This window comes from Paenibacillus monticola, assembly GCF_009664975.1.
GTDB classification, from domain to species: Bacteria; Bacillota; Bacilli; order Paenibacillales; family Paenibacillaceae; genus Paenibacillus_AQ; species Paenibacillus_AQ monticola.
This window is the reverse complement of record NZ_WJXB01000007.1, coordinates 299,980-320,320: the sequence shown is the minus strand read 5'-3', so window position 1 is coordinate 320,320 and position 20,341 is coordinate 299,980. Positions and strand designations below refer to the sequence as shown.

Here is a 20,341-nt window from a genome sequence, read left to right as displayed (position 1 = left end):
TGCTATTATAGTATTATATTGCGTGCTTGCCTCACTACAGAATTGGGAGCTGTTTATGATGAAAATTCAATGGTATTTGCCAACACCGGCGTTCACCAAATACGTATGTTATCCAGAAATGCTGGGACATTACACTGATTTCCCGCAGCATGCAGAGAGAAGGGGCGAAGGGTTCTTAGGCAGTTATAACCTCCATTTGGTGTTTGGTGGAGAGGGTTATGTATTTCATGAAGGAGAACGGATACCGATGGGGAGAGGTAAGGGATTTCTTTTTCCGAGAGGGGCTCACCAGCAGTACGGCTCTGATCTCAGTCAGCCTTGGGATGTGAGATGGGTGCACTTTGGAACGGAGCTTCCCTTACCTTTGCTGGAGGAGGCAGATGGGACACGCGGATACTTTTTCACCTTTGATCTGGGGAGTGGTCTGGAGTCTTTATTCGATGAAATGTACCAGCTAAGCGCTTCCTATGAGACCCGCAGCGAACCGCGGCTATCTGCTCTGCTATACGAAATTCTTGTAAATCTATTACAGAATTCCGAACCACTTCACGGTTCTGTTCCTCTGGAGATCAGACATTCGATCCGCAGCGCAGCAGATATCATACACGGAGAGTGTGGCAAGCCTTGGACATTGGAATCGATGGCCCGACTGTCGGGCTACAGCAGTTACCACTTTCTGCGCCTGTTCCGGGTAGTTATGGGCAAAACGCCGAACCGCTATTTAACGGATTGTCGGTTAGCCAGAGCTAAACTTCTGCTTGTATCTACAGAGCTGTCCGTTGCTCAAGTCGCTACTCAGGCAGGCTTCACCCAAGCGAGCTATTTTATTAAGGTATTTAAGCAAAATGAAGGGCTACCGCCTAAGCAGTACCGGATGGCGTTCGGTTCTTAACTCTAAACAGCATCGAATGTGCTGTTTTTTCGCTTTAAATGGAACAAATAGGTTACAAGAGCCTCATAAGAGTTACAACATGGATACAAATTCTTTCTCGTCTGCTACTATAATTATTCTAGTAAATACATTTGGGGGAGAAATGAATGAGAAAGTATAGAAATACATATGTCGCTCTACTGCTAAGCACCTTTGTTATCAGCCAGCTGTCCGTTTATCCTGCCTTTGCTGCTCCGGCAGCTGCCGGTAATGCCGGTTCTACGATATCTGCAGTAACAAGCGCCACACCGAAGAATCTGGGTACTATCCCGCTTGGTGCAGGTGTCCAGGCTACGGTAGAGAATGTTAATATCTGGCCGCAAGCAGGCGGGAATATTCTTACCTACACACTGAATTATTCCAACGCCGGAGGAAGCAATGCTAATCTCATCCATTATTTTTCTAGAGTGGTTACATCCGGAGGCTCCGTCATTCCAGGTAACCCGGTTACTGCCGATGCGCTTAAGAATAAGGTGGTTTCCAAACAAACCGAACGAGTTACATATTACGTAAACATCGGAAAAGTCAATTCACTCAAGGGTCTTAAAATTACAATGTATATTTGGGATGCCAAAAGCAAGGGTTACCTGAGACATGCCGGGACGATCAGTCTTCCGGCAAACTATTCGCCGTCTGCCGCCAGCGGCCAAAGAGAGAATATCTCCATTAATAATATTCCTGTCGCCGCAGCGTCCGAATCCATGCAGATCTACAAGTATGGTGGCAAAGTATACGCAAAGGTTGGCATCAACTTCAGCAACCAGGGAAACAAAGTGCTCGTCGACCCCGGCTATACCGCATACCTGATGTCTGCCAGCGGAACCGCGTTTGAGCTTGCGCTCGATAACTCACAGGCAGGATACAAGATACAACCGCAAGAGAAGAAAACAATTTATTACCTGACCGAGATTCCGCCTTACCTCAAGATTGAGAATATGAAAGTGCAATACGTGCAGAAGGATGAGACGCTAAAGCTGGATCTTCCCATGTCCTCGTACAAGCTTCCTGCAGCGACGACCCCTGATTTGAATGTAGGCAAAGGTGTGGTCAAAAAGATCGGTGTCAATAACAACACAATTGAACTGCAACTAACTTCTGCTAATGTCTATCCAGAAGATAACACAGGGATATGGACCTTTCAGTTTCGGCTCAAAAATGCTGGGAAAACTGCAGTTGTTCTGCCTTCTTATGAGCTTTCGGTCAGAACTGCAGGAGGCACTACCTTCCCGATTAGCGCCAAAGGTGTCAGCGGAGCCAGTCTGAAACCGTTGGAGGAAAAAGTAGTACAGCTTACCGCACAGGTTCCACTTGAGGTGGAACAGAACACACTGAAGCTGCAAATGATTGAGGCGGTCAGCTCGGATATTTCTAGCGCTCCTGCCGCTTCAGCTGATGGGGAAAGCCCTGGGGCTGTTAATGCAGCTGGTTCAAGCTCTGCCGGGTCAGCAGTTTCTTCTGGTGCTACGGCCAAGTTATCTGTTCCCGTCGCATATTTTGCTATTCCATATACACTGCGTGCTGATACACAAAAAGGGTTGAATTACTGGATGACAAACCAATATGGTACCTTTGGCTATAGCCTGCTGTCACTACAACGTTTTCCTTGGAAAGACGATGACATTCTTATCGCCAAGGTGAATATCATCAACACACAATCAGTTAACCTTACGCTGCCTGACCTAAAGGGAGCTCTAAAAGTAGATAACGATGATTTGACGACTTCTACGGAACTGTTTATGGATAAGGAACACTCCATTATTGCTCCGGGGGAAAGTGCGGAAATTTATGTGCTCAGCAAAGTGCCCTACACAACGGATTTCAGAACGATGCGAGTTAATCTCTATTCCGTTGTGAAGGAAGAGAATGTGCCATTCCTTTCATTGAGCACAAGCAGTGTGATGGATGCCGTGAACAAGATTGAACTTGGTGGAAGCTATTCCATTGTCGGCAAAGGTAAAAATGCAAAAGTGCAGGAGAATAAAACGACGATTTACGAAGGGGTTAATACTAATATTGTCTATACCGAATTATTCCTGAATAGTGAGGAAAAGAGACAAAGCAAGATGGCCCGGCTTCAGGCCTACTACAAAACCGAAGATGGCCAGCTCTACGAGGCCACATCTATCCAGCCGGACATGGCGGCCACTCCTGGTGGCAAGCAGTTGATTACTTTCTGGGCTAAGTTGCCCAAATCAGTAGGAACAGCAAATGTTAGGCTTTATCTTGGACCTGGCATTACCGGGAACAAGTTGACGGAGCCGGGCCAGGAGGCGAACGGTTTCATCAACATCGCTTCTATGGATCTGAACCCGCAAGTAATTACGCCGAACAATAATTTATCCAAAGTGACCCTCTATCCATACACATTGTCTGTTCTGAACTCGGATGGCCGGATTACGTATGGCAGCGACACGATCAGCATTGCGATGAACTATAATCTGCTGCGTGATCTCAGCTATGAGGTGGGTACTTTCAATCACAAGCTTGTGCTTAGAATGACCGATCCATATGGCCAGTCGCAGGAGAAGAGCTTAACGATAGGTACCGAGCTGACAGAAGGGAACAACAACTCGTATGCTGTATCCTTCAGCAACAATATGTATAAGAAGCTATCCGGAGGTACATACCGGATCGAATTGTATGATGAATTCCAAGGTGAACGAATCGAGCTGGCCAGCCAGGTCTATACCTTGTTAGTTGAGAGAACCCCAGTAACTGAAAAGTAGGAAAGTATTGATATCAAAGTACAAAGAGGAGCAGCTTATGTTGCGAGTGGAGAATATATCACATACGTTTAAGAGCGGTGGTGAGATGACACCGGTGCTGCATAACATCAATTTTGAAGTGCAACAGGGCGAAATGGTCGCCTTGCTGGGCAGTTCAGGGTCAGGTAAATCCACAATGTTGAATTTGATGGCAGGTCTGATGAAGCCTACGGAAGGGCATATATTCATTGCCGATCAAGATATTGTGAAGATGGGCGAGAACAAGCTGGCGGAATTCCGGCGGAAAAATATTGGATTCATCTTCCAAGCCTACGAATTGATCAGCAGCCTGACGGTTCGTGAGAATGTGGAGCTGCCGCTTGTGTTCCAATCCGTGTCCCCGTCAGTCCGCAAACAAAAATCGCTCGCATTGCTGGAAGGGGTTGGCATCCTGGATAAAGCGGAGTTGTTCCCGTCTCAATTGTCGGGGGGCCAGCAGCAGCGTGTCAGTATTGCCCGTTCACTGATTACGGAGCCGTCTGTTATTTTTGCGGATGAGCCTACCGGTAATCTCGATACAAAGACAGAAGAAGAAATTATCAATATATTGCTTAATTTGAACAAAAAAATGAAGACTACCTTTATTGTTGTCACGCATGAACTTGAAGTGGCAGAACAAATGCAGCGTATTTTTACGCTTCGTGACGGATTCATGATAACGGAAAAACATGGTGTCGCAGAAGTAGGACCCGAAGAGGGGGGCCAGCAGTGAGAATTAGCGATGTTTCAAGATTGGCTTGGGGCCAGATCAAGCGCAGAAAGGTAGTAACTGGCCTTTGTATGCTGGGAATCTCTATCGGCTGTGCTGCTATTGTCGTAGCATTGAGTCTTGGGGACTCTGCACAAAGTTATGCAAACAATGAAGTCAATGCCCAGTTCAAAATGGATGAAATTACTGTGACTCCTAATGAAGGGGTATCACAGGGAGGTGGTGAAGGGGCCACCAAGACTGGCGCAAACTCTAATGTCGGAAAGCTGACTGACCAGAAGCTGGATATTATTAAGAACTTCAAGCATGTTATCGCTGCCGCACCCTTTCAAGATATGGGGTATGTTCAAATGGAAACTGTTGACAATAAGGTGGGGGATTTGAATATCATTGCCACAGACCTCAGCCTGTTGACTAAATACGACTTTTCCTTTCAACAGGGAGCGCCCAGTGAACAAGCTGGAAGTGTAGTTCTTAACTATGGGGCTACTATTGGGTTGCTGGACACAGCAACTAGGGATGGGCTAATAGAAAAGTTGACCGCAGATCCATATAATGCTGAGGTATCCCAGCAATATCAGGAACTCACCAGCTTGCCCTCGGAGATGTATCAGCAACGGGTTCAATTTAGGTATGTCAACTACGATCCTTCATCCAGCAAGAATAGCTACCTCAGTTCTCCGCTTCAAGTTGCTGGTGTATTGAAGGTAATGAAGGGGGTTGATCCCCAAATGGCAATGTACGATAAGAAGGCTTATATATCACGTGAAACTTTCGCTAAACTGAGCGAGGAATTTAACTTGAATAAAAATTCTTCCGAGACGGTCACCTACAACTCCGCCATCATTAAAGTGGATAAGCAGGAGAATCTGCTCCAGATTGAGGCACTGATTAAGAAATTAACGTTAAATACAAGTACCAATCTGTATCAACTGGAATCGTTGAATTCCACTTTTGCTATGATCAAGCGGGTGGCGTTAGGGGTCGGGGTGTTTATCCTGATTATCGCTTCCATCTCGATTATTGTGGCGATGACCATGTCCACACATCAGCGTAGACGCCAGATCGGGATTATGAAGGTACTGGGTGCGAACATGAGTCAAATTCGGATAATGTTTATTATGGAGTCCGCTTTGTTAGGTTTGCTTGGAGGTATGTTGGGGATTGGATTCTCGTATCTGATTGTAACAGGTATTAACAAGCTTGTCGGCAGCGCAGCAGGCGGAGGAATGGGAACTGGACAAAGTCTCGTTATTTCCATTCCCTTATCTACAATTCCGGTGGGGATTATTTTTGCCATTATGACGGGGGTAATATCCGGGATTTACCCAGCAATCAGTGCATCAAGAACTAATGCGCTCACAGCGATTAGACGGGATTAGTCATTTTCAAGTTGAAAGGAAGCCGAAGTGATGAAGAGGATTATAAAGTGGATTGTAATAGTGGTGATAGTGGTGGTCGCAGGTTATTTTATCTATGACAAAATGATTAAGCCCAAAGAGCAGCTTGCACCTGTAGAAGAGGTACAGGTCATTAGCTTCCCGGTAACCAAAGAAACGATGACCAAATCCATCCAGATTAAAGGCACATCAAAGTATGAGTATGAAACCCTTGTATATGCCCCGTTTGCTTCCAAAGTAACAGACTGGAAAGTTGAAAACGGTGGACAAGTGAAAAAAGGGGAAGTCATGTATACGCTGGATACTACTACACTCAAGAATGAAATTGCTACCCAGGAAGCAACAATTCGTAAGGGTGAACTGGAAGCTGAACTGAATAAATTTGTCAGCCAGCAGAACGATGATAGTGCCGCTGTTGGCACCACTGAAGCCGAACGACTAAAGACGCTGGCGACACAGGAAACCGCAAGAATCAGCGATGATTTGAACAAAGTAAATGCAGATATTCAAGCGCGTGAGATTGCGGATAAGAAAGATAAGATTCAATCCGCCAGCTATCGGGCTCCTTCCTCAGGGATATTCTTATTCGACAATTCCAGTGAAATCCCACAAATGGTAACCGACAACCAGTACATCGGCAAAATTGTGGATTTGAGCAAATTGGAATTTATCGCTCTAGTGGGTGAACAGGACGTGTTCAGCATCAAGGCAGGAATGAAAGTGAAGGTCAAAATGACAGCTTCCAAAGATGTGTTGCTGAGTGGAGAAGTGAAAAAGGTATCCAAATTCGCAACGACTGCATCGGGCAAGGATACGACTACCACCCAGGCTCCACAGTTCGAAGTAATCATTTCGCTCCAGCCCAATGAGCTTTTAATCGGAGGCCTTAGCTTATCTGGAGAGATTGAGACCTTACGCAAAGAAAATGTCACTGCGGTATCCAACATTGCTGTCATCCATGAAGGGGAACTCTCTTACGTGATGTTGGACAAAGGCAACGGACAAACAGAACGGAGAGAAATCAAAACCGGACTCGAAACAACGGATAAGGTTGAGGTGATGTCCGGTCTGAAGCCTGGCGACACCGTGGTGCTCCAGTAAGCAACCAGTTCATTTATTTAGTAAAGTCTAAGTCTTTCAGCCGCTCTTAATTTTTGGACATTTTGTTACGCCATGATGTAATTGCCGTGTTAAGTTCGGAAAGATCAGGAATAGGTACCGCGTCATCAGAAATTTGGTATTTGTTCTTCAACGCTAGAATCCGGTGGACGCTCTCATCGATCCGTGCTTCTGTGATCTCACCTTTCTTCACGCTTTGCAGCAGTGCTTTAAGGACGATCTGCTCATTCTCATATTCGTGTGCGATGAGCAGAATGTCGCTGCCTGCTTTAACGGTATCGATTGCTGCATTGCCCAGATTAAAGTGTTTGGTGATTGCCCCCATGGTCAGATCGTCCGTAATTACGACACCCTTGAAGCCCATATCTCCACGTAGCTGCTTCCCGATAATAATGTCGGATAACGAAGCTGGTTTGTTCGGATCAAGCTTGGGGAACAAAATATGGGCAACCATTACTGCGTCAGCATTTGCCTTAATGGCGGCTTGAAAAGGGAGCCACTCCAGCTTCGCTAATTGGGCTGCCGTTTTGTTTACCACAGGCAATTCAAGATGAGAATCGACAGAAGTATCTCCATGTCCAGGGAAATGCTTTATAACTGGTACAATGCCTTCGCTCTCGATGCCTTGCATTTCGGCAATCCCTAGCTTGATGACCTTGCTGGCCGAGCTTCCGAACGAGCGATCCCCAATGACGGGATTGTCAGGATTGCTATTAATATCTAACACGGGGGCAAAATTCATATTAAAGCCAGCGGCAAGTATTTCTCTGGCGAGCAGGGTGCCCATTGTCTTGGCTGTAGCGGCATTATTAGAGTCACCTACAATACCGTTTGAAGGGATCTTGGCAAATTCTGCAGGCATCCGGCTGACTTTGCCACCTTCCTGATCAACACTCATGAAGAGCGGCACCGGATTCGTGGAATTGCTCTTTTTCAAGGAATTTACTAGACTGACCATACCCTTCAGGTCCTTAATATTGGCCGCATAGAGGATGATTCCACCAACGTTGTCTTGGGTGATCATCTTCTTTGCGTTAGCATCAAGGACTGTGCCATCAATACCCACAAGTAGCATTTGTCCGATCTTTTCTTCCAAAGTCATCCCGGCAATCGTTTGTGTTACTGAATCGTTCTCCTGGGAGGGAACGGGTGCAGCAGCACTAGTGGGCGACTGGGTTGGTGCAGGTGTGGCTGATGAAGCTACCGTTTGCTCCGGCGTAACCGTCAAAGTAGTAGTTGGAGCAGCCGTTGTGCCAGCTTGCGCATTGCTGCCACTACAGCCACTAATAAGTAGTAAACAAAGTAGAACAGAAGCAACGATTACTGAATTTGTAAGGGGATTTCTTATATTTTGGTGGCTTAACTTTATCATTGGAATTTATCATCCTTTCATCTTCATCCTTACTAATCTGATTATGAGAACAGATCAATATATCTTGTCCAGCAGTAAAGTCTACCATACAACTATACCTGTTGCTGACAGATTGACAAGCAGCATACTGCAAATCAAGATTAGAATGATCGTTCTAGGATGATTTAAACAAATCCGCCTACCTTGAAGGAATACCTTTCAGCTCTGTATGGAATTTCCGCAAGGTTTTCAGTTTATCGAGCAATACTCCATCGTTTATTTGGTACAGGGACATCTCCAGAGCAATGTTGAGCTTACAGAAGAGGTTATTGAGAGAGTGATTCAGGCCAGTTGGGATTCTATCAGCATACAAGCACACACCGCCGAAGAGAGCTGAATCGGCGGTGTTGTTGTATCAGAGAGGGGGCTTGCTGCCTAACAGTCACGATGTTAAGATGAAACGGAACAGCTACATAATACTAAATTTGAAGGATGAGGTGACGGTCTAATGAAGGATGAATTGGTGAAAACACTTAATGATCAGATGAACTTTGAGTTCTATTCCGCTCATGTTTACCTGGCGATGGCTGCGTACTGTTCAGGTGAAAGTTTGGATGGGTTCGCGAATTTCTTTCTGGTGCAGGCAGAAGAGGAACGGTTTCATGCCATGAAAATATTCAAATTCCTCAATGACCGCGATAATCGTGCTACGCTCGCGGCATTGCCGGAGCCGAAGAACGAGTATTCTTCTATGCTGGATGCTTTTGAAACTGCCTTTGCCCATGAACAGCAAAATACGGGGAAATTCTATCACTTGGCAGATTTGGCGCTTGATGCACGTGAGCATGCGACCATCTACTTCCTGAAATGGTTCATTGATGAACAAGTAGAAGAAGAAGCTCTCTTCAGCAACATCATTCATAAGCTTAAACGTATTGAAAAAGATAGCAATGCATTCTACATGCTGGATGCCGAGTTCGCAGCGCGTTCATTTACACCGCCAGCGGAATAAAATTGCGGTTTGAAAAAAAGATCGATCAAACAGGGGGTATCCCAGCAGCCATGCAAATGGCTGCTGGGATACCCCCGTTTTTTTGAGCAAATCATAAGTCGGTGTCCGGAGAGACGCTCTGCGAACGGAACGTAGAGTTGGTCATGGGCAAACTATGTTACATAGTACAACACAATTACCGTCTTGCAACTCTATTTGGCAAGGGGAACTATTACGCCGCACAGCAACACTGTTTCTCTAGACCCACCCGCCATACTACGTGTAGTATGGAACAATACTATTCTCTGGAGGGTCTTTTCTGTTGGAAAACTACAATGACATCAAGCAAGGTGAAAAAGGTGCATGGCTTAGTATAGCAGCCTATATTCTCTTATCTGCTCTCAAACTATTCATCGGAACCATTTCAGGATCACAGGCGCTGCTTGCAGACGGACTGAATAATAGCACGGATATTATTGCTTCGATAGCTGTACTGACCGGCCTCAAAATTTCCCGAAGACCTCCTGACTCCAATCATAGCTATGGACATTTCCGAGCAGAAACGGTTGCGGCATTAATCGCATCTTTTATTATGATGGCTGTAGGCCTCCAAGTCCTATTTCAAGGCGTGAACAAATTTATTCAGCCTATACATGAAACTCCGGATCTTCTCGCGGCTTGGACCGCAGCAGGTGGTGCTCTGGTTATGATGGCTGTATATGGGTACAATATTAAACTTGCCCGCGCCATTAATAGTAATGCTATGCGGGCAGTTGCACAGGATAACCGTTCCGATGCCCTGGTAAGCGTGGGGGCTTTAATCGGGATCATTGGCTCCCAGTTTGGCATTCCTTGGCTAGATCCGCTAACAGCTACACTAGTTGGACTTATGATCTGTAAGACTGCTTGGGATATTTTTCGTAAAGCATCACATGATTTAACGGACGGGTTTGACGCTGCAGAGCTTGAACTGATGAAGGTGACCGTGGCTGATATTAAGGGTGTGCAATCGATCAAAGATATTAAAGCCCGCATCCATGGGAACAATGTGCTTGTGGATACTACGGTGCTGGTAGATGCCCAACTGAATGTAGTCCAGAGCCATGATATTACAGAAGAAATTGAAGAGCAATTGAAAGAGCGGCATCAGGTTTCCAATGTTCTTGTACATATCGAACCCAATTAGCACATTGAATTAGAAACTATAGATCAGGAAAGGAGAACTGCAACTTGGCCAGACCGCGAGAATTCGACGAAGAAGAAGTATTGGATAAAGCGATGGAGCTATTCTGGACTAAAGGATTCGAGCGAACCTCGATTCAAGATCTGTGCCAGTACACAGGAGTGCATAGAGGCAGTATGTACGATACATTCGGGGATAAGAATGAGCTGTTTCTGGCTAGTCTGGACCGTTATCGCCGCCTTTCCAAAGAAAGATTATTTCTCGTACTGGAGCAACCAGGCGACCCAAAGGAGCTACTTATAACTTTTTTTGAAAATATTATTGACGGTGCTCTGGATACAGGGAAGCAACGAAGAGGTTGCTTTATTGCCAATACCGCTATGGATTTAGCAGCTTTTGACGTCAAGGTTGCCAGCCGTGTCGAAGCGAATTTACTGGATATGGAGAATATGTTTTATACTTTTCTGCTGCGGGCACAACAAGAAGGAAAGCTGAAGAGTAACTATAACTTGCGCGAGCTGTCCAGATTTCTGATGGGGATCAAACAGGGCATGCATGTCATGTCCAAGACAGCGACTGACCGTGCAACATTGCAGGACATTTATAAGATAGCTATGTCATTCTTCATGTGATTTTTTTTGCTCAATTAAAGAATGTTCATTCTTGAATTAATGAGGAGGAAATTCAAATGTCAAAGAAAATAGCGCTAGTTACAGGTGCCAACCGGGGTTTAACCATTCCCGATGATGGGCCTAATGGTGGATTTTTTCACCTGGATAAGGCATTGCCTTGGTAAAAAAACCATATTACGGATGGGTTGTTGTCTCCATAGTGTTCCTAGTATTATTGGTTGCTGCCGGGATCAGCTCGATACCCAGTGTTCTGATGTTGCAATTCGAAGATGAATTCGGCTGGAGCCGTGCAGCTGTATCAGGTGCATTGTCGATGAGAATATTTCTGTACGGGTTAATGGGGCCTTTCTCCGCGTCACTCATGGCGCGTTTCGGTGTTCGCCGAATGATGTTATCCTCCATGGCCTTATTAATCACTGGTTTGGTGTTAACCCCGTTTATGACCCAACTCTGGCATTTTGTAGTGCTGTGGGGTGTGATTATGGGTCTTGGCTCAGGTGCGTTGGCGAATGTATTGGGTGTAACGGTAGCGAACCGTTGGTTCGTGAAGCATAAAGGACTGGTTGTTGGACTGCTTACCGCTAGCGCTGCTACCGGACAATTACTCTTTCTGCCCTTGTTGGCACGTATCACAGTGACCTTAGGCTGGCGGTACGCGATCTATACAACCATCGTGGTTCTGCTGCTCCTGATTCCTGTAGTGGCTATCTGGATGAGGAATCACCCATATGATAAGGGGGTGGCCCCATTGGGTGAAATAGAGGTAGTGCCACCGCAGCCATTCACTGGAAATCTGTTTCTGATGCCGCTACTTGTGTTAGGTTCTGCGGTTAAGAATAGTACCTTTTGGCTGCTGGCAGCGACCTTTTTCCTCTGTGGCTTCTCTACCAATGGTTTGATTGGAACACATCTAATTCCAGCTTGTGGCGATTTCAATATACCGCTGGTAATGGCAGCAGGCTTGCTTGCGCTTATGGGGATGTTCGATATGGTGGGGACCACGTTATCCGGCTGGTTGTCGGATCGTTTTGACAGCAGGTGGCTACTATTCTGGTATTATGGTCTGCGGGGTCTGTCTCTTATATTCCTGCCTTATGCCTTAAATGGTGGTTATACATTGTTGCTCGTATTCTCCGTATTCTATGGGTTGGACTGGATTGCTACGGTACCTCCGACCGTCAAAATCACCTCAGATGTATTTGGCAAAGAAAAGGCGGGGATGGTGTTTGGCTGGATTATGGTCGCTCACCAGATCGGCGCATCAACGGCAGCTTACGGCGCTGGAATTATGAGGGAGTGGATGGGCAGCTACAGTGTGCCTTTTGTAACAGCAGGATTTCTCTGCCTATTCGCTTCTCTAATGGCCATTAGAATTGTGAAATCTGGGAAACATGCCCGGGTGATAGAAGCAAAAGCCTGAGTAATCAGGCTTAATGTTTAAAAGCCGTCATCTAACAGGATTCGTGCAGAGCCATCGCTCTGACGGGTCCTGTTTTATTTATAGGGCGAAGGTCTGAGGTTGACTTTTAGATGTCAGGTATGCATATAATAACAATATGATAATAACACATTGATATTAATTGAACATTAATGTTTATAAAGGAGCTTTCACATGTCTAATCAACCCATAACTGACCGCAACGGCATGACTGAAGAACAATTTCTGGAAGCTTACGATACCAACATGTATGAGCACCCATCGGTTACGGTCGATATGCTTATCTTTACCGTCATGGATAGGGAGCAGGGCAATTATCGGAAACTGCCGGAGAAATCTCTGCAATTGCTGTTAATCAAGCGGGGGGAGCATCCCTATCTGGGGCAATGGGCACTGCCAGGAGGTTTCGTATCTGTAGATGAGAGTATTGAAGATGCCGCCCGAAGAGAACTGTTTAGTGAAACAAACATAGCCAACATTTATATGGAGCAGCTCTATACCTGGGGAGATTTGGGGCGTGATCCGCGCACGCGTGTCATTAGCTGTTCTTATATGGCCTTAGTTGACCGTACTCACCTCCATGTTCAGGCTGGTGAAGACGCCGATGATGCGGCCTGGTTTGAGTTAACTTATGAAGTACTAGAAGAGAATCGTGAAGAACGTGCTCAGGGCTGCGAAGCTAGCAGACTGATAAGTATCATCCTCCACAATGAGATTAAGAATGAGACGTTGTCCGGTATAGTCAGGATTGTCGAGACCGTACAGGGTCATGTTAGAAAGCTGACACGTGAAATACTCCAAAGCAGCGGTATTGCCTTTGATCACGTCACCATGGTCCAGTATGCGATTGAGCGCTTACGTAACAAAGTTGAGTACACAGATATTATTATAAATCTGATGCCAGAGACGTTCACCTTGTCTGAGCTGCAAAGAGTTTATGAGATTATTCTTGGCAAAGACCTGTTGGCAGCTGCTTTCCGCCGCAAGATAGCGGATGCGGTTACAGAGACGGATGAATACACTAAGGATGCAGGACATCGTCCATCCAAGCTTTACCGATATAATATGAACCGGAATTCAATCTAACAGAAGGCGAGCGGAGTTGTTATGGAAAAGTTTACCTATTTCTATCGGAGTGAGTCGCCCTTTTCACAGTGGTACCCAGCGAACTTTTACATTGATGGTCATCAATTTAATTGTGCAGAGCAATACATGATGTATTGTAAAGCCGTATTGTTTAAAGACATCACATCGAGCCAGCTCATCTTACGGACGCAGACGCCCAGAGAGCAGAAAGAGTTAGGACGCAAGATTCGTGGATTCGATAAAGCCATTTGGGAGAGAAATTGTAAAGCCTTCGTATATGAAGGCAACTATGAAAAGTTTAGTCAGAATAAAGATCTGTTGCAGATTCTGCTTGATACTAAGGGAACCTCGCTGGTGGAGGCGAGTCCAACAGACCGGATCTGGGGCGCGGGTCTGACAGAGGATGATCCACGTATTCTCAATCGAGCCACTTGGCGTGGAACGAACTGGCTTGGAGAGATTTTGACGGAACTGCGGGATAATCTTATACTGAGAAATTAGAAGAATATCGCCAAGTAAAACTTTGTCGTGTGATGTTATTAACTGACCTTTTGGGCGTAATGGTGGAGAATAAATTATATTTCCCATTATGAAAATTCTGGAAGGAAGAAGGTATAAGCCCATGATCGCTTGGAAAGATTCTTATGATATTGGTGTAGAGAAGATCGACTGCCAGCACAGAGAGTTGTTAGCGAAGCTAAATGAGTTTTTTGAAGCTTGCACGAAACAGCAGGGGAAAGAGAAGATTGGGGAAACACTGAAATTCCTGAAGGAGTATACTTTAGAGCATTTTGGCAGCGAAGAGCAATTGATGAAGGATATTGATTTCCCGGAATTGACGGAGCACCAGAAGATTCATGCTGAATTCGTTCAGACCGTCCTTGAATTAGAGGAAACTCTTAATACCAAAGGAGTATCCGTCCTATCTACCATCAAGCTAAACCGCACACTCACAGATTGGCTGCTGAACCATATTAATAAATGTGACAAACTGATTGGTGAATGTATTGCCAAGCGTGACAAGGCCGTATAAATACATAATTATTGTGAAGATGCCGCGGGGCATTTTCTTTTTTTTTGCCCATTTCTACATTTGGCACTGGAATACTCAGGTAATTCTCAGCTGGAACTCAGCGGGGTTTCAGACAACTCCTATACGATGAACTCGTACCCACAGACACATCTGCTAACAAACCTTTAGGAGGAATAAGAATGAGAATGAATAGAAGATTACTGGTTGCCAGTGTATTAGCTCTTGCCGTTACTGCAGGCAGTGGAGTGCTTAGCTCAGGGAGTGTTAATGCCGCAGCTACCACAGTGCAGAAGAATATCGGACATGCTGGAGGGATGAACGAGTTTCATTCCATGATAGATAATACTGAATTAGCTACTTTGCTGGGTCTTACAGCCGATGAACTCAAAACGGAACGTAAAGCCGGAAAATCATTAGCAACTATTGCCGCAGAGCAAAGCGTAGATGTACAAAAGGTTATTGACCTTGAGGTTACTGCAGCAACTACAGCTCTGGATAAACAACTAGCTAATGGAAAAATAACGCAAGCCCAGTATGATACTCAGAGGGCTTCCCTCGTTACGAGAGTAACGGAGCAGATCAATACAGCATCTCTAGGGAAGAATGAGGCTAAAGTTGAAAAAGGCAACAAACTAACGGGTGATTTCGGACATGCCGGTATCCTGAAGGATACGGCTCTGGCTGCAGTATTGGGAGAAACGACGGATGAGTTGGAAACGGCAGTGCAATCGGGTAAATCACTAGCAACTCTGGCAAGCGAAAAAGGGATCACTGTGCAGACCGTGATTGATCAGGTTACAGCTACTTTGACTGCTGAACTGGATAAGAAGCTAGCTGACGGCACGCTTACCCAAGCGAAATATGATGAGCAAAAAGCAACAATCTCCACAAAAGCTACAGAGTTCGTGAACGGTACCTTTACAGGAAAAGAAGCGGGTGGAGGCAAGGGTGAATCGGGTCACCAAGGCGATCATGACAAAAAGGGGGCCGGTGGCAGAGCCACAGTGGATGGAACCTCCGGCGCAACTAGTACCAAGTAATAGTTCCTTTGGATAATGGGGTTCTGGATGTTCAAAGAAATCACTCTTTTTGAAATGGTTGAGTAAAATCTCCATTTTACTAAAGAGTGATTTTTTTAGGTTATATAGGGATTTGATCTCTCTCGTTACTGCAATTTATACTGGGCTAATGGTTTGTGTTATGATTTGAATTAGATCACGTAGATAATTCGTCTTGGTAAAGGGGGAGAAACCATGAAAAAACTTCGAATGATAGCTTCAGCGTCCATTATGCTGCTGGTTTTGGTCCTTGTTAACTTCTACATCGGTCTTCACACTTGGGTTTTGGTTCAGGATTGGTTGCCGGGTGTACCCGCTGCTGTCTTCTGGCCTGTATTCATCATTGTGGCTTTTGCTTATATGATCGCCATGATCCCATGGCCACAGTCAGTGAAGCCAGTTGCCCGATTCTTCAAAGTCATCGGTTCTTATTATTTGGCTTGTATGGAGTTTGCCATAATCTTTCTGCCTTTGACAGACCTGTTGCACTGGGTGCTGAAACTAATGGGTTATAGCCTGACCCTGTTCACCTCCGAAGCGGGTGTTACACTGCTGCTAATGTTGGCTGTATTCCTCATTTGGGGTTCGCGTAATGCTTGGAGCACGATCGTGCGCACTCATCCGATACCCATCGATAAGTCGATTGGAACCAGCACTCCGCTGACCATCGCTGTAGCTTCTGATCTACATTTGGGAAATATCGTTGGCAACCGGCATCTTCGAAAAATGGTCAAGGAAATCAACAACATGCACCCAGATGTGATCCTGTTAGCCGGTGATGTGTTGGATGACAGTATTGAGCCCTTTATCCGCAATCATATGAGTGATCAGATGAAACAGTTAAAGGCACGGCACGGTGTGTATGCTGTCTTGGGCAATCATGAGTATTATGGAGGATCGATTAGTCAATATACCGAACTAATGAGCAGTATTGGGATCAAAGTCCTTCAGGATGAAGTGCTGGAAGTGGCTGGCACCTATATTGTGGGTCGCAAGGACAAAACTGCAGAGTCCATGGAAGCAGGGGGAAGAAAAAGTGTCGCATCCTTATTGGAAGGCCTTGATCTTTCGCGTCCTGTAATTATGATGGATCATCAGCCAACCGGCTTTGATGCCGCTGCACAAGCGGGAGTAGATATTCTGCTCTCCGGGCATACGCACCGTGGACAGATTGCTCCCAATCACTGGATCACCAAGCGGCTGTTTGAGCTGGACTGGGGCTATCTTCGCAAGGATAAGCTGCATGTCATTGTCTCCTCGGGCTACGGAACCTGGGGCCCCCCCATACGCTGGGCCAGCCGCTCGGAGCTTATTAAGCTGGAGGTTATGCTGGAAGGCAGCAAGAAATACAGTGATGAGATATTAACAGCCCAAACGGTGCTGATCTAATTCAATCAAGCTCTTTTCGTTCTTGAGGAGTGTTCCCAAGGCCATATAGTTGGCTGTGGGGACACTCCTTTTGTTAAAAGATGGCTATGTTAAATCCAATACTTGATATTTGATGTTCCGGGCTGTCGTTCTATAATTAGGCAACATTATAATTCGGAGTTGCATCTGTACAACGAAGTTGGATGAAGGAATCGGCGCTCACAGCAAGGAGTATGAGAACACAACGTCGAATAAGAAGAATATGTTGGTCACCTCTTGTCCATATACTGTGAGAGAGACGAACGGCATGTTTCTGTTGAGTGTCAGATTAGCGAACAAAGAGGTGGAATTAATGATTGAGCTGCGTCCAGCAAATGAAAATGATGGCAGGGATATTTATGAAATGATTGTCGAGATTGGACCAGGTGAGAACGGTTATGTGAACTCTGGTTTCGATATTGACTATGCTCATTTCCCTAGTTTCATTAGGGAAAGAATGGATATGGCTGAGGGCGTAAACCTTTCAGCCCACTATGTTCCTCAAACAACTTATTGGTTACTGATAGATTCCAAACCAGTTGGAATTGGTAAGCTTCGTCACTTTTTAAATGAAAGTTTAAGCAAATCAGGCGGACATATTGGCTATGCCATTAGACCAAGTGAGCGAGGCAAAGGTTATGGTAGTTTGATACTGAGTGAATTAATTAAGGCGGCAAAACAGAAGGACATAAGTGTGTTGCTTTTAACCTGTGATGAGTTAAATTTGCCGTCAAGAAAGGTTATTGAAGCAAATTCGGGTCGGCTTCAAAAAACAGAAAATGGGAAATGTGCTTATCTCATAACAACGTAAAGTCTCGGATATTGACTTTAAAGCTTAAACTGGTTCCTAGCCAAGAGAGACTTTGACAAGTGCGATGAAGTATTGTATCTTGAATATAGTTAAGTACTTAACTAATTGGAGTTGATTCGCAACTATGGATGATTTGCAACAATATGTATTGGACCAGCCACTGCATACACAGGCTTTTTTCACCTTGGTTGAAGCAACTGCGAATTTAGTGGCCATTTCCGAGAAATATTGGCAGTCGAAAGGGATAAGTGGAGCCCGAATTCGAGTCCTGGTTGAAATCGCGAAGCAGGGTGGGACGATCCTTCCTTCGGTTCTGGCTCATAAAATTGGCGTTACCAAAGCAAATATTAGTCTATTGCTCACGCCGTTGGAGAAGGACGGATATATTATCCGGGCTAGCGACACTTTGGATGGTAGAAAATCCGTGATTTCTATCACTAGTGCAGGTCAACAGCTGCTAATGGAGCATCTTCCGAATAATCGGCAGACCGTTGCAGAGGGGATGAAAGGACTGAATGTGCAAGAGCTGCAGCTATTAATTTCGTTGTTACAGAAGCTAAACAGAGGTTAACAGAAGTATAAATATCCGGAGTACATGTTTTTTTTGAGAATATAGTTAATAGCTTAACTATTCCCTATAAAAGAGAGGAACAAAAAGATGTCAATTCTAATTACAGGTGCTACAGGGAAATTAGGGAGCTTGATTATTGAGCAGCTTCTGCAAAAGGTTCCGTCCAGCCAGATTATCGCTTGTGTCCGGCATACGGAGAAGGCTGAACATTATATCAAGCTTGGTATTGAAGTGCGATTTGGGGATTATGACCAACTGGAGTCCATTGAAATGGCGTTTAGCGGAATCACCCAATTGTTGCTCATCTCCAGTTCACATACTGATGACAGTGTCCGTCTTGTTCAACATAGCAATGTGATCGCAGCAGCAAAAAAGGCAGGGGTGAAGCAATTGCTTTACACCAGTTTTGCCTTTCCACGACAAGGACCCATTCCAACTAATCATGTGCATAGACTGACGGAACAGGTTATCTTTGAATCAGGACTAGACTATACAATTCTGCGAAATGCGCTGTATACAGACTTTGTTGGTGTATTGGGCCTAAATGAAGCGATAGACAGCGGGAAGTTTATAACTTATCCGGGTAATTGGCAATTCAACACCGTTACACGGCAGGATCTTGCTATTGGCACCGCACAGATACTTACAACCTCTGGGCATGTGAATCAAATCTATGAACTGACTGCCCCGCGTCCCTGGGACTTTAGTGAACTGTCTGCTATACTGTCAGAGCTTGCCGGCAAGCCAGTTGTACATCGCGAGGATTCCAGTATTCAGAACTGGATCTATGCGTTTCTATCCAAGATTGATACGGTTTCAACCTCGGAGGATCTGGAAAGATTCATGGGATGTCCCATTACTCCGCTGAAGGACAGCATTCTTCCTTTTATCAATCCAGTAAAATAGGAATAACTCCTTGACCTGGTGTTGACACCAAGTTGTAGCATAACCTTATTCAGATGAGAATGATCTGATCTAAATAGGGGAGGTAATAACATGGTTACACACAAAAAACACAAAATGGCATTGATTACCGGCGCAAATTCAGGGGTTGGGCTGGAGCTGACCAAGAAACTACTGTCTGAGAATTGGCAGGTTATCGCCCTCATTCGTTCAGACCTTCCGCAAAGTGAATCTCAGATCATGGAATCACAGCGAGCAGGCCAACTTAGAGTTTATAAAGCTGATCTAAGCGATTTTCATAGCCTGAATAAGGCGTTAATGACTATTAAGGCACAGGAACCTCACCTTGATGTGCTATTCAATAATGCTGGCGTTTCCACCGGAGAACTGCGATATTCACCTCAAGGGCGTGAGCTGGATTTTGAAATGAATGCCGTAGTCCCTTATATTATCTATATGGAGCTTAAGGATCTACTCACTAAGGGGGAGTTAAAGACCGTTATCAACACCTCTTCTAATTCCTTGTTAACCTTGAAGCAGTTTGAGCCTGATCTATTAGGCAAAGCGGCCAAATTCAAAAAACTATTCGGCTCATATGCCACTTCCAAAATGGCCCTCTCCATGTGGACACAGGAGGTTTCGGCAGCAGCGGTCAAAGAAGGCATCGAAATACGAAGTGTTTGCCCAGGTCCTAATAAAACAACAATAACAGCCGGTTCCGGCATGCCGAAATGGCTGATACCCGTGCGGCATCTGTTGTTCAAGCATCCCAGTGCAGGGGCAGCCCGCTTATACGAGGCAGCTTTTGGAGAATATAAAGGGACGGGAGGTATCTTTATTCATAAAGGAAAAGCTGCACCGTTGAAATTTTCTCAGCACACCTCTAATGTATTCGCTAAAATAGATACTATCTATAAGCAAGAATTCCTTGCTATATAAGCGGAGCTTAAAGA

The 20,341-nt window shown here is 45.2% G+C and carries 20 protein-coding genes; 19 read left to right on the top strand and 1 reads right to left on the bottom strand.

Annotated elements, in window-relative coordinates:
* Window positions 1–55 precede the first annotated feature (55 nt).
* The 5 genes from GJB61_RS19265 (at window position 56) to GJB61_RS19245 (ending at window position 6,906) form a co-directional block, all read left to right on the top strand.
* Complete coding sequence (locus GJB61_RS19265; RefSeq protein WP_154120643.1) at window positions 56–892, top strand: helix-turn-helix transcriptional regulator; 837 nt, start codon at window positions 56–58, stop codon at window positions 890–892.
* A gap of 146 nt (window positions 893–1,038) precedes the next feature.
* Complete coding sequence (locus GJB61_RS19260; protein WP_154120642.1) at window positions 1,039–3,657, top strand: hypothetical protein; 2,619 nt, start codon at window positions 1,039–1,041, stop codon at window positions 3,655–3,657.
* A gap of 37 nt (window positions 3,658–3,694) precedes the next feature.
* Window positions 3,695–4,408 (top strand): ABC transporter ATP-binding protein, encoded by a 714-nt coding sequence (locus tag GJB61_RS19255; protein WP_154120641.1) that lies wholly within the window; start codon window positions 3,695–3,697, stop codon window positions 4,406–4,408.
* Window positions 4,405–5,787 (top strand): ABC transporter permease, encoded by a 1,383-nt coding sequence (locus GJB61_RS19250; RefSeq protein ID WP_338115950.1) that lies wholly within the window; start codon window positions 4,405–4,407, stop codon window positions 5,785–5,787. The genes GJB61_RS19255 and GJB61_RS19250 overlap by 4 nt, the downstream gene beginning before the upstream one ends.
* Window positions 5,788–5,817: 30 nt before the next feature.
* Window positions 5,818–6,906, top strand: a complete 1,089-nt coding sequence (locus tag GJB61_RS19245; protein ID WP_154120640.1) for an efflux RND transporter periplasmic adaptor subunit — start codon at window positions 5,818–5,820, stop codon at window positions 6,904–6,906.
* Between the two features lie 46 nt (window positions 6,907–6,952).
* On the opposite strand, the gene nagZ is transcribed toward GJB61_RS19245, so the two are convergent.
* Window positions 6,953–8,296: a beta-N-acetylhexosaminidase gene (nagZ, locus tag GJB61_RS19240; protein ID WP_154120639.1), complete on the bottom strand. Its 1,344-nt coding sequence runs from the start codon at window positions 8,294–8,296 to the stop codon at window positions 6,953–6,955.
* A 208-nt stretch (window positions 8,297–8,504) separates the two neighbouring features.
* Between nagZ and GJB61_RS31275 the strand changes: the two genes are divergently transcribed.
* From GJB61_RS31275 to GJB61_RS19175, 14 genes are all read left to right on the top strand, one after another.
* Window positions 8,505–8,672 carry a hypothetical protein gene (locus GJB61_RS31275; RefSeq protein ID WP_195724398.1) on the top strand — a complete coding sequence of 56 codons (168 nt, stop codon included), beginning with the start codon at window positions 8,505–8,507 and terminating at the stop codon, window positions 8,670–8,672.
* 111 nt (window positions 8,673–8,783) lie between these two features.
* A complete protein-coding gene (locus GJB61_RS19235; protein WP_154120638.1) occupies window positions 8,784–9,287 on the top strand; it encodes a ferritin in 504 nt (167 codons plus the stop codon).
* A gap of 301 nt (window positions 9,288–9,588) precedes the next feature.
* The gene (locus tag GJB61_RS19230; RefSeq protein WP_154120637.1) at window positions 9,589–10,452 is read left to right on the top strand and encodes a cation diffusion facilitator family transporter; all 864 of its coding nucleotides are present in this window, start codon (window positions 9,589–9,591) and stop codon (window positions 10,450–10,452) included.
* 44 nt (window positions 10,453–10,496) lie between these two features.
* Entirely contained in the window at window positions 10,497–11,081 is a 585-nt protein-coding gene (locus GJB61_RS19225; protein WP_154120636.1) for a TetR/AcrR family transcriptional regulator, read from the top strand.
* A 157-nt stretch (window positions 11,082–11,238) separates the two neighbouring features.
* Complete coding sequence (locus GJB61_RS19220) at window positions 11,239–12,501, top strand: MFS transporter (protein WP_154120635.1); 1,263 nt, start codon at window positions 11,239–11,241, stop codon at window positions 12,499–12,501.
* A 192-nt stretch (window positions 12,502–12,693) separates the two neighbouring features.
* Window positions 12,694–13,605 carry an NUDIX hydrolase gene (locus tag GJB61_RS19215; protein ID WP_154120634.1) on the top strand — a complete coding sequence of 304 codons (912 nt, stop codon included), beginning with the start codon at window positions 12,694–12,696 and terminating at the stop codon, window positions 13,603–13,605.
* A gap of 21 nt (window positions 13,606–13,626) precedes the next feature.
* A complete protein-coding gene (locus tag GJB61_RS19210) occupies window positions 13,627–14,106 on the top strand; it encodes an NADAR family protein (RefSeq protein ID WP_154120633.1) in 480 nt (159 codons plus the stop codon).
* A gap of 121 nt (window positions 14,107–14,227) precedes the next feature.
* Window positions 14,228–14,638: a bacteriohemerythrin gene (locus tag GJB61_RS19205; protein WP_154120632.1), complete on the top strand. Its 411-nt coding sequence runs from the start codon at window positions 14,228–14,230 to the stop codon at window positions 14,636–14,638.
* A 179-nt stretch (window positions 14,639–14,817) separates the two neighbouring features.
* Complete coding sequence (locus tag GJB61_RS19200) at window positions 14,818–15,678, top strand: hypothetical protein (RefSeq protein WP_154120631.1); 861 nt, start codon at window positions 14,818–14,820, stop codon at window positions 15,676–15,678.
* A 213-nt stretch (window positions 15,679–15,891) separates the two neighbouring features.
* A complete protein-coding gene (locus GJB61_RS19195; protein WP_154120630.1) occupies window positions 15,892–17,085 on the top strand; it encodes a metallophosphoesterase in 1,194 nt (397 codons plus the stop codon).
* Window positions 17,086–17,416: 331 nt separating this feature from the next.
* Window positions 17,417–17,914, top strand: coding sequence for a GNAT family N-acetyltransferase (locus tag GJB61_RS19190; protein WP_154120629.1), 498 nt, complete (start codon window positions 17,417–17,419; stop codon window positions 17,912–17,914).
* Between the two features lie 124 nt (window positions 17,915–18,038).
* Window positions 18,039–18,485, top strand: coding sequence for a MarR family winged helix-turn-helix transcriptional regulator (locus GJB61_RS19185; RefSeq protein ID WP_154120628.1), 447 nt, complete (start codon window positions 18,039–18,041; stop codon window positions 18,483–18,485).
* 87 nt (window positions 18,486–18,572) lie between these two features.
* Window positions 18,573–19,391, top strand: a complete 819-nt coding sequence (locus GJB61_RS19180) for an SDR family oxidoreductase (RefSeq protein ID WP_154120627.1) — start codon at window positions 18,573–18,575, stop codon at window positions 19,389–19,391.
* Between the two features lie 90 nt (window positions 19,392–19,481).
* Entirely contained in the window at window positions 19,482–20,327 is an 846-nt protein-coding gene (locus GJB61_RS19175) for an SDR family NAD(P)-dependent oxidoreductase (RefSeq protein WP_154120626.1), read from the top strand.
* Window positions 20,328–20,341 lie beyond the last annotated feature (14 nt).

Coding starts and splice junctions, on each gene's coding strand:
- GJB61_RS19265 (WP_154120643.1), top strand. CDS start 56: ATGATGAAAATTCAATGGTATTTGCCAACACCGGCGTTCACCAAATAC.
- GJB61_RS19260 (WP_154120642.1), top strand. CDS start 1,039: ATGAGAAAGTATAGAAATACATATGTCGCTCTACTGCTAAGCACCTTT.
- GJB61_RS19255 (WP_154120641.1), top strand. CDS start 3,695: ATGTTGCGAGTGGAGAATATATCACATACGTTTAAGAGCGGTGGTGAG.
- GJB61_RS19245 (WP_154120640.1), top strand. CDS start 5,818: ATGAAGAGGATTATAAAGTGGATTGTAATAGTGGTGATAGTGGTGGTC.
- nagZ (WP_154120639.1), bottom strand. CDS start 8,296: ATGATAAAGTTAAGCCACCAAAATATAAGAAATCCCCTTACAAATTCA.
- GJB61_RS31275 (WP_195724398.1), top strand. CDS start 8,505: ATGGAATTTCCGCAAGGTTTTCAGTTTATCGAGCAATACTCCATCGTT.
- GJB61_RS19235 (WP_154120638.1), top strand. CDS start 8,784: ATGAAGGATGAATTGGTGAAAACACTTAATGATCAGATGAACTTTGAG.
- GJB61_RS19215 (WP_154120634.1), top strand. CDS start 12,694: ATGTCTAATCAACCCATAACTGACCGCAACGGCATGACTGAAGAACAA.
- GJB61_RS19210 (WP_154120633.1), top strand. CDS start 13,627: ATGGAAAAGTTTACCTATTTCTATCGGAGTGAGTCGCCCTTTTCACAG.
- GJB61_RS19205 (WP_154120632.1), top strand. CDS start 14,228: ATGATCGCTTGGAAAGATTCTTATGATATTGGTGTAGAGAAGATCGAC.
- GJB61_RS19200 (WP_154120631.1), top strand. CDS start 14,818: ATGAGAATGAATAGAAGATTACTGGTTGCCAGTGTATTAGCTCTTGCC.
- GJB61_RS19195 (WP_154120630.1), top strand. CDS start 15,892: ATGAAAAAACTTCGAATGATAGCTTCAGCGTCCATTATGCTGCTGGTT.
- GJB61_RS19190 (WP_154120629.1), top strand. CDS start 17,417: ATGATTGAGCTGCGTCCAGCAAATGAAAATGATGGCAGGGATATTTAT.
- GJB61_RS19185 (WP_154120628.1), top strand. CDS start 18,039: ATGGATGATTTGCAACAATATGTATTGGACCAGCCACTGCATACACAG.
- GJB61_RS19180 (WP_154120627.1), top strand. CDS start 18,573: ATGTCAATTCTAATTACAGGTGCTACAGGGAAATTAGGGAGCTTGATT.
- GJB61_RS19175 (WP_154120626.1), top strand. CDS start 19,482: ATGGTTACACACAAAAAACACAAAATGGCATTGATTACCGGCGCAAAT.